This window comes from Streptomyces sp. NPDC050508, assembly GCF_040655155.1.
Taxonomy (GTDB): domain Bacteria; phylum Actinomycetota; class Actinomycetes; order Streptomycetales; family Streptomycetaceae; genus Streptomyces.
This window is the reverse complement of the sequence record NZ_JBFAJJ010000002.1, coordinates 180,454-192,938: the sequence shown is the minus strand read 5'-3', so window position 1 is coordinate 192,938 and position 12,485 is coordinate 180,454. Positions and strand designations below refer to the sequence as shown.

Annotated in this window: 11 protein-coding genes; 6 read left to right on the top strand and 5 right to left on the bottom strand. The window is 70.7% G+C overall.

The genetic code is table 11. From position 1 onward, the window contains the following. Window positions 1-55 precede the first annotated feature (55 nt). From AB0I69_RS05920 to AB0I69_RS05910, 3 genes are all read right to left on the bottom strand, one after another. Window positions 56-2,479, bottom strand: a complete 2,424-nt coding sequence (locus AB0I69_RS05920; RefSeq protein ID WP_363094330.1) for a dolichyl-phosphate beta-glucosyltransferase — start codon at window positions 2,477-2,479, stop codon at window positions 56-58. Window positions 2,480-2,505: 26 nt separating this feature from the next. Then, window positions 2,506-3,210 (bottom strand): GntR family transcriptional regulator, encoded by a 705-nt coding sequence (locus AB0I69_RS05915; RefSeq protein ID WP_363095001.1) that lies wholly within the window; start codon window positions 3,208-3,210, stop codon window positions 2,506-2,508. A 149-nt stretch (window positions 3,211-3,359) separates the two neighbouring features. Next, window positions 3,360-4,715 carry an aspartate aminotransferase family protein gene (locus tag AB0I69_RS05910; protein ID WP_363094329.1) on the bottom strand — a complete coding sequence of 452 codons (1,356 nt, stop codon included), beginning with the start codon at window positions 4,713-4,715 and terminating at the stop codon, window positions 3,360-3,362. 342 nt (window positions 4,716-5,057) lie between these two features. On the opposite strand from AB0I69_RS05910, the gene AB0I69_RS05905 reads away from it, so the two are divergent. Both AB0I69_RS05905 and AB0I69_RS05900 read left to right on the top strand, forming a co-directional pair. Beyond that, window positions 5,058-7,094 (top strand): serine/threonine-protein kinase, encoded by a 2,037-nt coding sequence (locus AB0I69_RS05905; RefSeq protein WP_363095000.1) that lies wholly within the window; start codon window positions 5,058-5,060, stop codon window positions 7,092-7,094. A gap of 119 nt (window positions 7,095-7,213) precedes the next feature. Next, the gene (locus AB0I69_RS05900; RefSeq protein ID WP_363094327.1) at window positions 7,214-8,740 is read left to right on the top strand and encodes a substrate-binding domain-containing protein; all 1,527 of its coding nucleotides are present in this window, start codon (window positions 7,214-7,216) and stop codon (window positions 8,738-8,740) included. A 12-nt stretch (window positions 8,741-8,752) separates the two neighbouring features. Here AB0I69_RS05900 and AB0I69_RS05895 read toward each other — a convergent pair whose 3' ends face one another. Then, window positions 8,753-9,472 carry an SLATT domain-containing protein gene (locus AB0I69_RS05895; RefSeq protein WP_363094326.1) on the bottom strand — a complete coding sequence of 240 codons (720 nt, stop codon included), beginning with the start codon at window positions 9,470-9,472 and terminating at the stop codon, window positions 8,753-8,755. A gap of 242 nt (window positions 9,473-9,714) precedes the next feature. On the opposite strand from AB0I69_RS05895, the gene AB0I69_RS05890 reads away from it, so the two are divergent. The 4 genes from AB0I69_RS05890 (at window position 9,715) to AB0I69_RS05875 (ending at window position 12,043) form a co-directional block, all read left to right on the top strand. Then, window positions 9,715-10,059, top strand: coding sequence for a YbaB/EbfC family nucleoid-associated protein (locus AB0I69_RS05890; RefSeq protein WP_026178802.1), 345 nt, complete (start codon window positions 9,715-9,717; stop codon window positions 10,057-10,059). 69 nt (window positions 10,060-10,128) lie between these two features. Next, a complete protein-coding gene (gene recR / locus AB0I69_RS05885; RefSeq protein ID WP_019070339.1) occupies window positions 10,129-10,728 on the top strand; it encodes a recombination mediator RecR in 600 nt (199 codons plus the stop codon). Beyond that, window positions 10,721-11,383, top strand: a complete 663-nt coding sequence (locus AB0I69_RS05880) for a DUF5063 domain-containing protein (RefSeq protein ID WP_363094325.1) — start codon at window positions 10,721-10,723, stop codon at window positions 11,381-11,383. The genes recR and AB0I69_RS05880 overlap by 8 nt, the downstream gene beginning before the upstream one ends. A gap of 42 nt (window positions 11,384-11,425) precedes the next feature. Further along, complete coding sequence (locus AB0I69_RS05875; RefSeq protein WP_363094324.1) at window positions 11,426-12,043, top strand: hypothetical protein; 618 nt, start codon at window positions 11,426-11,428, stop codon at window positions 12,041-12,043. Between the two features lie 36 nt (window positions 12,044-12,079). On the opposite strand, the gene AB0I69_RS05870 is transcribed toward AB0I69_RS05875, so the two are convergent. Beyond that, complete coding sequence (locus tag AB0I69_RS05870) at window positions 12,080-12,475, bottom strand: hypothetical protein (protein ID WP_363094323.1); 396 nt, start codon at window positions 12,473-12,475, stop codon at window positions 12,080-12,082. Window positions 12,476-12,485 lie beyond the last annotated feature (10 nt).

Genomic DNA, 12,485 nt, shown 5'->3' with positions numbered 1-12,485 from the left:
GCGCAGCGTGGTGTTCGCATGGTGGTCAAGGAAGAGTAGTCGGTCGGGCCCCGGGTCAGCTCCCCTCGTGCAGGTCCCATACCCACACGCCGTCCACCCACTTACCGGGTTTGCCGACCAGCTTCTCCACGGCCGTGCGGAGCTTGTCGTCGTTGGGCTGCGGCGCGATCACCAGCGCGCCCGCGTGCCAGAACGCGAAGTCCGCCTTGGCCTGCGCCTGCCAGTTCTTGCCGATGGTGGGGACGACGCCGGTGTAGCGCACGTCCCGCAGCATGTTGGAGGTGTAGCGGGGCGAGGCGCCGTAGATGCCGATGCGGTCGGTGCCGTAGGGGCCGTTGAAGTAGCCGCCGGGCATCTTGAAGCCGAGGCCGGAGGCCGTCTGCCAGTGCAGGGGTTCCGCCGCGCCGGGGTCGGCGAGCGGGACCGGGACGAGGGATTCGCCGACGCGGACGTACGACTTGTAGGTGCCGTCCGTGAAGAAGGCCGGTACCGCCGCCCGGTCAACTGCCTTCAGCGGCGCGGGGATGATCGGGATCACGGCCATGCACACGGCCAGCAGGCCCACGTACTGCGTGCCCAGCTCGCGCGTCGCCGCCAGCCTCTCCACCGCTATCGCCAGCAGCATGCCGAGCGCCGGTGCGCAGATCATCGCGACCCGGCCCTCGATCACCGACTCGAAGAGCGGCTTGTGGGCGAGCAGGGCCCAGGGGCCGGGGTAGACCGTGTCCGTGAGCGGGATACGGATCTTGGGGCCCATGGAGAGGATCGCCGCCGCGACCGCCGTGAACGCCAGCGCCTTGACCAGGGCGTGCTCCCACAGCCGTACGACGATGGCGAAGGCGAGGGCGACGAGCGGCCAGCCGTAGAAGGCGTTCTGCTCGGTGGGGTTGAGGGAGAGGGCGTTGGCCCGGACCTCGTTGCCCGCGATCAGGGAGCGCTCGGCGAAGGAGAGGAGGGCCAGCGGGCTGTTGCCCGCGTTGTCTCCGTGCAGGACGCTCTTGTAGCTCTGCGCGCCCGCGAACTGGTAGTAGAGCGGGATCAGGATGATCGGAGCGCAGACCAGCGCCGCGATGCCCAGTCCCTTGAGGAGGGGGCGCCAGGCCGTTTTCACGACCTCCCGGCGTACGACGCCGTAGGAGGCGGCGAACAGGACCATGCCGATCGACGCCAGGAGCAGCGGCTCCTCGCCGAGGAAGATCTGGTAGGCCGCCATCAGGCCGAGCACGATCCCGTCCCGGACGACCCGGGTGCCCGTGCACAGGCGCAGGGCGCGGTCGATGATCAGCGGGATCATGAAGAGGATGACGAAGTTGGGGTGCGCGTTGGCGTGGCTGACCATCGGCGGGGCGAAGGCCGCGAGGGAGGCGCCGACGAAGGCCGCGGCCCGTTGCCGTACGACACGCTTCACGATCAGCCAGTACCAGGCGGCGGCCGTGGCGGCGAGGCCCAGCGCCATGCAGACGCTGAGGGAGACCGCGGGGCCGGCCAGCAGCGTGAGGGGCGCAAAGGGCACCGACAGGCCCAGCATGACCGTGTTGGCCATGAGGTTCACGCCGTCGGGGAAGCCCTGGAGGTTCGAGAAGAACGGGTTGTGGAGGTGGGCGACGTTGTCGGCCGTGACCGCGAAGAACCACTCCCACTGGTTCTGGTCCTGGAGCGAGTCGACCAGGTAGCGGTGGTTCGGGTCGAAGAGGCGGCCCGAGTAGAGGGCGACCGACATGAGCAGGAAGAGGACGGGGACCAGGATGTCGACCGGGCGCAGCGAACGGGCGCGGAGGCGGCCGATCTCGGCCAGGACCGCCGCGTAGTCCAGCGGTCGTACCTTCGAGCCGCTCTGGTGGGCCCAGCGCACCGGCACCTCGGCGACCTCCCAGTCGGCGCGGCGGAAGTGCTGGAGGACCTCCACGTCGATGCCCCAGCCGTTGAGGCGGGAGGCGGCGAAGGCCTCGCGGGCGCGGTCGCCCTCGAAGAGCTTGAAGCCGCACTGGGTGTCGCGTATGCCGGGCACCGCGGCCTTGCGTATGAGGAGGTTGCCCGCGCGGCCGAGGAGTTCGCGTATCGGGTGCTGGTGGCTCTCGATCGTCGCGCCCGGCGCCGCCCGGGAGCCGATCGCCGCCGCGTGCCCCTCGTTCAGCTCCTTGTCGAGCTTCTCCAACTCCTCGATGGGCGCGGCCAGATCGGCGTCCGTGACCAGCACCCGGTACCCGTGCGAGGCGGCGACCCCCAGGCGCAGGGCGTGGCCCTTGCCGCGGTTGCGCGGGCTGGTGACCACCTGCACACGCGGGTCCTCGCGCGAGGTGACGATCTCCCGGGTCCCGTCGTCGGAGCCGTCGTCGGCGACGACGATCTCCCAGTCGCCGAAGCGGCTCTCGTTGTCGCGCAGATACGTGGTGATCGCGTCGAGCGTCGGCCCGAGCCGCTGTTCCTCGTTGTAGGCGGGCACGACGACGCTGAGGTCCACGACGACACTGGGGTCCACGGCCGGAGCGGCCCTTTCCGGTCCGGTCACCGAGCGGCCAGCCGCTCGATGAGGGCGAGGGAGTGCGTGTTGTACGCGGTGACGATCGCTCGCGCGGCCGGGGTGTCGCGGCGCGCCAGGGCATCGACCAGATCGGTGTGCTCGGACCACAGCCGGCCGCGCAGATCGGTCACCCGGCGCAGATGCTGCACCGTGCACACCCAGGACTGGACGCGCAGCCGGTGCAGGAAGTCGCCGAGGTAGGGATTGCCGAACATGGAGCTCAACTCGCGCCAGTACCGCAGGTCGTAGCCGATCAGGATGGTGAGGTCGCCTGAGGCGGCGGCGCGCTGCGCCTCCTCGCCGCGGCGGCGGACACCGGCGAGCGCGGCGACCGTACGGGGGTCGTCGGTGCGGTCGAAGACGGGGTGGCCCCCTGCCAGGGCCAGGAACATGCCGTCCGTGACCAGGGCGCGGGCCTCGATCATGCCGCGGTGGTCGGCCACCGAGTACTCGTGGACGCGGAAGCCGCGGTGCTGGTCGGCTTCCAGGAGTCCCTGCGCGGAGAGATCGACGAGCGCTTCCCGGACCGGGGTTGCGGAGACGCCGTACTGCTCGGCGATCTCCTTCACCGTGAACTCCTGGCCGGGTTGGAGCCGGCCGGCCAGGACCTCGTCGCGAAGCGCGTCGGCGATCTGCTGCCGCAGCGTGCTGCGGGTCACGGCGCCGGTGCCGCTGCTTCCTCCGGGCATCGTCGGGGCGTCTCCCTCGTCGCGTTCGATGGCGTACTCGTATATGTCTACGAGCACGTCACCTTACGCGTTCGGGTTCCCGCCCTGCCCGTATGCGGGCACCTGCTCCGCGGAAGGGAGGATTCCGGTACCGATTCGGGTACGCGTGACTATTCCGTGTACTCGTCCGCCACGGAGAGCGCCGCGTCCAGGGCGGCGAGGCCCTCCTTCAGTTCGGCCTCGCTCACGTTGAGCGGAGGGACGACATGGGTGCGGTTCATGTTGACGAACGGCCACAGGCCCTGCTGCTTGGCGGCGGCCCCGAACGCGGCCATCGCCGCGTTCGCCTCACCGGCCGCGTTGTACGGCACCAGCGGCTCGCGCGTCTCGCGGTTCTTCACCAGCTCCAGCGCCCAGAACATGCCGACACCGCGCACCTCGCCGATGCTCGGGTGCCGCTCGGCCAGCGCACGCAGGGCGGGCTCCACGACCGTCGTACCGAGGGTCTTCGCATTCTCTACGACCCCTTCCTCGGCCATGACATTGATCGTCGCGACGGCCGCGGCACAGGCCAACGGGTGCCCGGAGTACGTGAGTCCGCCCGGGTAGGGCCGCTTGCCGAAGGTGTCCGCGATGGCGCCGGAGATGGCGACACCGCCGAGCGGCACATAGCCGGAGTTCACGCCCTTGGCGAAGGTCATCAGGTCCGGTACGACGCCGGACAGGTCGGCCGCGAACCACTCACCGGTCCGCCCGAACCCGGCCATCACCTCGTCCAGGACGAAGACGATCCCGTACTTGTCGCAGATCTCACGGACCCCGGCGAGGTATCCGGGCGGTGGCACCATGATCCCGGCCGTGCCCGGAACGGTCTCCAGGACAATCGCGGCGATGGTCGCCGGCCCCTCGAAGGAGATCGTCGTCTCCAGGTGTTCCAGCGCGCGCTCGCACTCCTGCGCCTCGGTCTCCGCGTAGAAACGGGACCGGTACAGGAAGGGCGCCCAGAAGTGCACGACCCCGGCCGAGGCGCTGTCGCTGGCCCAGCGGCGGGGATCCCCGGTGAGGTTGATCGCCTGCTGCGTGCCGCCGTGGTACGAGCGGTAGGCGGAGAGGACCTTGGGGCGGCCGGTGTGCAGCCGGGCCATGCGCGTCGCGTGCTCGACGGCGTCCGCGCCACCGTTGGTGAAGAAGATCTTGTCCAGGTCCCCGGGCGTCCGCTCGGCGATCAGCCGGGCCGCCTCCGACCGGGCCTCGATCGCGAACGCGGGCGCGAACGTCGTCATGGTCGCGGCCTGCTCCTGGATCGCGGCGACGACCTTCGGGTGCTGGTAGCCGATGTTCGTGTAGACGAGCCCGCTGGTGAAGTCCAGGTACCGCTTGCCGTCGTAGTCCCAGAAGTACGATCCCTCCGCGCCGGCCACGGCGAGCGGGTCGATGAGTTCCTGCGCGGACCAGGAGTGGAACACGTGCGCGCGGTCCGCGGCCTTCACGGCGGCGCCGGCCTGGGGGTTGGGCTGAGGGGTCATGCGGGCGAGCGTAAATGTCCGCGATGCGGAAAAGGAATCGGCGTCCTGTCTGTGGTCGGGGGGTTTCCGCGACAGGTTGTCCAGGGTGGGGGCCGCCGGGCGGGTGCGAGGGGTCGCTGGAGTGTGGGGGTAAAACTAACCACCGTCTGTCCAGTTGACCGGTTAGAAATGACCCCAGCCCCTGGAGGGTGCTGGTGCGGGGGCTGGGGGCGGTCTCCCGTTACGGAACCGTAGACACCACTCCGGTCATCCCGCCCTGTCCCCGCACTATTCTCGGTCTGTCGCGGAGCACGGGGGAGCGGCCGGGGCGTGACCGGGGAATTCAGGGGAGGCGGCGCGGTCGTGGAGAAACTGGGGGCGGCCGATCCGCAGCGGATCGGGGCGTACCGGCTGCTGGCCCGGCTGGGGGCCGGCGGGATGGGGCACGTGTATCTCGCCCGCTCGGACCGGGGGCGCACGGTCGCCGTGAAGCTGGTGCGGGAGGACCTGGCCGCGCAGGAGGAGTTCCGGGCCCGGTTCCGCCAGGAGGTGACGGCCGCCCGCCGCGTCGGCGGCCACTGGACGGCGCCCGTGCTGGACGCGGACACCGAGGCCGAGGTGCCGTGGGTGGCCACCGGGTACGTCGCCGGGCCCACCCTGCAACAGGTCGTCGGACGGGACCACGGGGCACTGCCCGAGCGTTCGGTACGGATCCTCGCGGCCGGGCTCGCGCACGCGCTCCAGGACATCCACGCCGCCGGCATCGTCCACCGCGACCTCAAGCCGTCCAACGTGCTGGTGACCATCGACGGCCCCCGCGTCATCGACTTCGGCATAGCGCGGGCCCTGGAGACCCAGGCCGGGGACGGGCTCACCCGCACCGGCTCCCTGGTCGGCTCGCCCGGCTTCATGGCGCCGGAACAGGTCCGGGGCGACCGCATCACCCCGGCGTGCGACGTCTTCTGCCTCGGTTCCGTCCTCGCCTACGCCGCGACCGGCACCCTCCCCTTCGGCACCGCCAACAGCGGCGTCCACGCCCTGATGTTCCGCATCGCCCAGGAGGAACCCGACCTGTCGGGCGTCCCCGAGGGCATGGCCGACCTGGTCCGCGACTGCCTGCGCAAGGACCCGGCCGCCCGGCCGACGCTGCACCGCATCCTCGACCGCACGGGCGCGGAGGACACGGTCTCCGGCGGCCGCTCCCGCGACCCGTGGCTGCCGGGCACCCTGGTCGCCCAACTCGGCCGCCACGCGGTGCAGTTGCTGGACACGGAGGACCCGGAGACCACGGAGCTGGAGCGGGTCGAGCCGGAGCGGGTCGACCTGGCAAAGGCCGCTCCGGAGACGGGGGCCCCGGCGGCGGCGGGGCAGAAGGCGGTTCAGGCTTCCGCTCCGGCTCAGGCTTCCGCCCCCTTCGCCGCAGAGACGCCCCCCGCCGCCCCCACGGAGCCACCCGTCGCCGTAGAACAGCCCACCGCCCCCGTCGCCACCGTCTCCGAAGCCTCCCCCGAGCACGCCCCGGCCTCCGACGACTCCTCCCCGATGCCGCCCGCGACGGCGGACGGCGGCGGTGCGCGGGTCACCCATCCCCCGACGGTGGTCGCCGACCCGGCCGGAGCCGCCCCGACACCGGCCCCGCCCACCCCGCACCCGGCCTACGGCTACCCGCAGCAGCACCCCCAGCCCGCCGCCGACCATCCGCAACCGCTCGCCCGGCAGCCCGTCGGCTGGGGCGGCCAGGTGCCGTACAACCCCTACCCCCACAACCCCGGCCTCGGCGCCACCCCGCCCTACGGCCCGGGGCCGTACGCGCCGGCCCAGGAACCGCGCCGCAACGGGCGGTCGACCGCGCTGCTGGTCGTGGTCGCGCTGGTCGTGGCGCTGGGGGCGGGCGGTTCGGTGTACGCGCTGATGAGGGACGGCGGCAACGGCGGCCGTACGACGACCGGTTCGGGCGGCAAGGCCACCGGCGCCGCGCCCACGACCCCGGGGCCGACCGGGACCACGGGGAACCCGTCGCCGTCCGCCTCGCCCTCCGCGACAGCGTCCGGCGACGGCGCCGTACCGAGCGGCTATCTCGGCACCTGGAACGCGTCCATCGACAACAACACCGGACACAACACCCGCCAACTCACCATCCGGCAGGGCAAAGTGGGGGCCCCGGTCCTGACCCTGGTGGCGGACGGCCCCGGCTACCACTGCGAGTTCACCGCCGACCTCGCCCAACAGCCCGGCGGCGAGAGCCCGTTGGCGATCAGCGCCTCCACCGTCACGTCCGGGAAGCCGCTGTCGTCCTGCAACCCGGGCGCGGCCAGCGAGATCACCCTCCTGTCGGACAGCACGCTCCAGCGCGTGAACACCGACAACGGGGAGAAGCTGACGTACACCAAGTCCGGCTGAAGTCCCTTCACGCCAGGGCCGGTTGAACGTCACGCGAACTTCGGCCAAGGCCCCCTGCGTGTTTTCCGGTACCGCTCGTACCGTGACCCCACGATCCGGCTGGGGAGCGGGGGCCCGCAGTGGAGTGGCTGAGCGCGGAGAACGTCGTCGCCGTGGGCACCGCGGTGCTCGGCATCGTCGCGTCCGGCGTGATGGTCTGGTACGAACGCCGGGTGCCGCGCCGCAAGAGGATCGGCTACCGCGTCCAGATGGACAACCCCATCGGCGACGACGTGCGTTCGGGCCGCGCCAACCGCCGCCTCGGCCTCTTCGACGAGGCCCCCGGCATGTCCGACGCCACCCTCGTCCTGCTGCGCATCGAGAACGACGGCTCGCAGAGCATCGCCGACAACGACTACACCGGGCGTGAACTCCACGGCCTCACCGCGGTGTTCACCGACCGCACGATCCGCGGCGTCTCGGTCACCCAGCCGGTCGGCACCGACCACCTGATGGACCACTTCACCCCGGCGGCCGGTCTCGGCTACGACGCCAACACCCTGCGCATCCCGCGCGTCCCGCTCAACCCCCGCGACCACTTCAAGCTGCTGGTGCTGCTGTCCGGCGGTGACGTCGGCTGCGACATCCGGCTCATCGGCGGTATCCGCGACGGCGAGGTGCACCCCAACCGCAGCGCGACCCCGGACGACAAGGCCCCCTTGTTCAGCCGGGCCTCCCGGCTGATCACGATCATGCTCACGGTGTGCGTGGTGACGCTGGCGGCGATCGTCGTGGCCCGCGACGACACTCCGCCTCCGATCGGCTGCGCGCACGGCACCCTCACCGTCACCGGCTCGACCGCCTTCGCACCGGTGGTGGAGGAGGCCGCGCAGAAGTACGAGAAGGACTGCGAGGGCTCGAAGGTCGTGGTGGACCCGCACGGTTCGACCGCGGGCGTACGGGAGTTGGAGGCCACCGGACTCGCGTCGAAGAAGGGCTCACCGGCCGTCGTAGCGCTGTCGGACGGACCCAAGCCGAGCGACATGCCCCAACTGCTGGAGAACCGGATCGCGATGTCGGTCTTCGCGATCGTCGTCAACGACGGCATCCACCTGAAGAACCTGTCCACCGCGGACGTACGGCGCCTGTACCGGGGCGAGATCAGGAACTGGCGGCAGCTAGGCGGACCGGACGTGGCGGTGCACCTGGTCAGCCGGGACGCCAACTCCGGGACCAGGCAGGTCTTCCAGCGCCGGGTGCTGCAACGCGGCGAGATCGCCAACTCGTCCGTCGACTGCGTACACAAGGACGATCCGACGGCACCCGTCATCCGCTGCGAACTCGACTCCACGGAACAGGTGTTGGCCCAGGTCGCCGAACTCCCCGGCGCGATCGGCTACAGCGAACTCACCCTCGCCTCCGGAGCCAAGGGCCTGCACACCCTCCAACTGGACGGCCACCCGCCCTCCGTGGACGCCATCGAACACGGCACGAGCGCGTACCCGTACCGAGAGATCGAGTACGCCTACACCTACGGCCGGCCCCCGGCCGACTCCCTCGCGTCGAGCTTCCTGACCTACCTGTCACGGGGCAACGGCCAGGACGTGATCCGCACCCACGGCCACATCCCGTGCTGGACCGCGGAGGGCATGAAGCTCTGCGCGTAGGGCCTGTCGGGCTCACCTCGGCTCCGGTGGTCGCTGCCGCGGCATGTTCGGCCGGCTGCCGCCGCCCGGACCGCCCGGCCCCGGTGGCATCGGGAACCTGCCCGGTACGACCGTCCCGTCCTGCCGCGACCCGGCGGCCACCGCCGACTGGATCCCCAGCGGCGCCGACCCCGTCCGGAACTCCACCATCCAGTCGGCCGTCTCCATCCGCACCAGCTCGGTCACGTCCTCCGAGAACCGCCGCAGCACCCCGAGACACCGGTCCGCGGCCTCGCTCGCCGTCCCCTCCGCCGGTCCCAGCACCTCCCGTACGCCCTCCGACGCCCAGTCGAACTGGAGCACCTGAAGGCGCCGCTGCACGGCCTGCGCCGTGGCGACATCCCTTATCCACCCGGAGGTGAACCCGAAGACCCGGTCCCCGGCCACACACGCCACCCCGAGCAGCAGCGCCAGATAGCCCCAGGCGGACATCCCGGCCACCACCCCGGTGAGGTCGAGCAGCGGCAGCGCGGCCCCGGCGACCGCGCCCAGCGCCGCGCCGGTACGCAGCGCCCGCGCCCCGCGCCGCTTCCACACCCGGTCCGTGAGATACCAGGACGCCGTCTCCAGCGCCCCGCGCTCGACCCACCGGTACAGCTCGTCCAGCCGTGCCGCCGGCTCGCCCCAGTCCCCGAGCGGAAACGTCCGCCCGGCCAGATCGCCACCCTCGGGCTGAATCTCCGGCTGACCCACCCGGCACTCCCTTACGTTGTGTGACACCTGATGCTGATGTGCCGGACCCTTCCTACCGCCCAATGGGTGGCGAAGGATCGGGTTTCACCACTTTTCCGCCCGGAAGTGGGTCTTGATCAGGTATAGGACGCGGTGAAGACTCACTCGAAAGAGTGCTGAAGCGATGACTGCCCGGACCACGTAGGCTCGTGCCGAGCGGGGAAATCCTCGCCCGGACAGCCGTACGAAACCAGGAGCTGATCGTGATTCCCGGTGGTGGCCAGCCCAATATGCAGCAGCTGCTCCAGCAGGCCCAGAAGATGCAGCAGGACCTGGCGAACGCGCAGGAGGAGCTGGCGCGGACCGAGGTCGACGGACAGGCCGGCGGCGGCCTGGTGAAGGCCACCGTCACCGGCGCCGGTGAGCTGCGCGCGCTGAAGATCGACCCGAAGGCGGTCGACCCCGACGACACGGAGACGCTCGCCGACCTCATCGTCGCGGCCGTCCAGGCGGCCAACGAGAACGCGCAGACCCTCCAGCAGCAGAAGCTCGGCCCGCTCGCGCAGGGACTGGGCGGCGGCAGCGGTATCCCCGGTCTGCCTTTCTAAGACGGCCCGCGGCCAACTACGGTACGTACGTACCTCCCGCACATACTCCGAGGAAGGGCAGGCAGTCCGTTGTACGAGGGCGTGGTCCAGGACCTCATCGACGAGTTGGGGCGGCTCCCCGGCGTCGGTCCCAAGAGCGCGCAGCGGATCGCCTTCCACATCCTGCAGGCCGAGCCGACGGACGTCCGCCGGCTCGCGCAGTGCCTGATGGAGGTCAAGGCGAAGGTCCGCTTCTGCGCGACCTGCGGAAACGTCGCGCAGGAAGAGCTGTGCGGCATCTGCCGCGACCCGCGCCGCGACCTCTCGGTGATCTGCGTGGTCGAGGAGCCGAAGGACGTCGTGGCGGTCGAGCGGACGCGTGAGTTCCGGGGCAAGTACCACGTCCTGGGCGGCGCGATCAGCCCGATCGAGGGAGTCGGGCCGGACGACCTGCGTATACGAGAACTTCTCGCGCGGTTGGCCGACGGTACGGTCACGGAGCTGATCCTTGCCACGGACCCGAATCTGGAAGGCGAGGCCACGGCCACGTACCTCGCCCGCATGATCAAGCCCATGGGCCTCAAGGTCACCCGCCTGGCCAGCGGCCTCCCGGTGGGCGGAGACCTGGAATACGCGGACGAGGTGACCCTCGGCCGCGCCTTCGAGGGGAGACGACTCCTAGATGTCTGACGCCACGCTGCATGCCACCGATCCGGACCCGGACGACTTCGCGGTCCAGATCGCGGACCAGGTCGAGAGCTTCCTGGTGGCCGTGTCGGAGGTAGCGAAGGGCGAGGACCCCGACTCGGCGGTCCCCTTCCTCCTCCTGGAGGTGTCCCAACTCCTCCTGGCGGGCGGCCGTTTGGGCGCGCACGAGGACATCGTCCCGGACGAGCGCTACGAGCCCGACCTGGGCCCGGAGCCGGACGTGGACGAACTCCGTGAGCGCTTCGCGGTGATGCTGGAGCCGATCGACGTGTACTCGGAGGTCTTCGACCCCTACGAGCCGCGCAAGGCCCCGGTACCGGCCCGTATCTCCGACGACCTCGCCGACCTCATCACCGACCTCCGCCACGGCATGGCCCACTACCGCGCGGGCCGCACCACGGAGGCCCTGTGGTGGTGGCAGTTCTCGTACTTCTCCAACTGGGGCTCCACGGCGTCGGCGACGCTCCGCGCCCTCCAGTCGGTGGTGGCCCACGTCCGCCTGAACCAGCCCCTCGCGGAACTGGACGGCCTGGACACGGACCAGCCGGCCATGGGCGACGAGACGCTGGAGTTCGAGGCCGGCAAGGTGATGGTGGAGGAGATCGCGGGACCGCTGGGGATCAGGCCGGTGAAGTAACCGACCGGCGGGGGTGGGCCCGGCCGAAGCTAGGATCCCCGGATGCGCCGAACCCCCGCCGAACTCATCGCCCAGTGCCGACAGGACCTCGGCGCCGCGCCACGGTCCTTCTCCCGGCGGGACAGACGGACGTACCTTCGCGTCCGTCGCCCTTGGTGGCTGAGGTCCAAAGATGCCCTGCTCGACGTCATCGAGCAGCAGGACCTGCTTCTGGAGCAGGGCATCGTCGTCTGGGCATCGATCGTTCAGGCCAACGAACTGCTGTTCAAGCCGGGGTACGGCAGTCTCCCGGCGGTCGTGCTCTACTGCGCGGACCCGGATGTCTTCGACGACCGGCCCGACGAACTGCGGCACATCGCGGGGGAGTTGTTCTCCACCAAGGGCAAGCAGTTGGACGATTCCGAGCTTCAGGCGTTCTCCGACATGCTGGCCAGTGAGCTGGACCGGGAGATGCGGATGCCCGTTCCGCGAAGTCTGGCCGGTAGCGCGCCCTTGTACTGCACGAATGTGCTCGTCAGCCGGCGGCATCTGCCGGACCGGATACTCGACCGAGGGCTCTTCCCCTTGATCATCCTTCCGGACCGCAGCGCAACGATGATCCTCCCCAGCCGCTTCTGGCCGGACGAACTGCTCGCTGTCCGTCCGGGCGAACTCGTCTGAACCGATTGATGGTTCAGCCCCGCGACCCCGCCCCTCTCAAAGCACCGAGAGCAACCGGCCCGCCTCCACGAGAGGGGCCGTAACCGTAGGTTCGCTGTACCAGCGCAATGGCCACGTGTTCCCGTCGAGCGCCGGAATCCCGATGTACGTGACGGTACGAGCGCCCCGTCCCCCGAACTGCTGCACGCCCAAGGGCCAGTTGTGCCGGCGAACCTCCCCAGGAGCCAGCAGGAAGTACATCCATCGGAACCCCGCGGCCTCGCAGACGACGGGCCCCGCATCCCCGTCGGCGGCCTCGATGAGACGCGCGGCGACCCGTTCTCCGCGCACGCCTTCGATGCGTACGGCGTCGAAGTGGACGCCGGTGAGGCGGAGTTGGTGACCGGACGCGGGGATCCAGTCCGGCAGGTGAATTGAGTCGGTCATGGTCACACGGTGGCGT

What these genes read in the sequence shown, in the direction of transcription:
- AB0I69_RS05910 (WP_363094329.1), bottom strand. Translation starts at nt 4,715, where the DNA reads ATGACCCCTCAGCCCAACCCCCAGGCCGGCGCCGCCGTGAAGGCCGCG.
- AB0I69_RS05880 (WP_363094325.1), top strand. Translation starts at nt 10,721, where the DNA reads ATGTCTGACGCCACGCTGCATGCCACCGATCCGGACCCGGACGACTTC.
- AB0I69_RS05875 (WP_363094324.1), top strand. Translation starts at nt 11,426, where the DNA reads ATGCGCCGAACCCCCGCCGAACTCATCGCCCAGTGCCGACAGGACCTC.
- AB0I69_RS05915 (WP_363095001.1), bottom strand. Translation starts at nt 3,210, where the DNA reads ATGCCCGGAGGAAGCAGCGGCACCGGCGCCGTGACCCGCAGCACGCTG.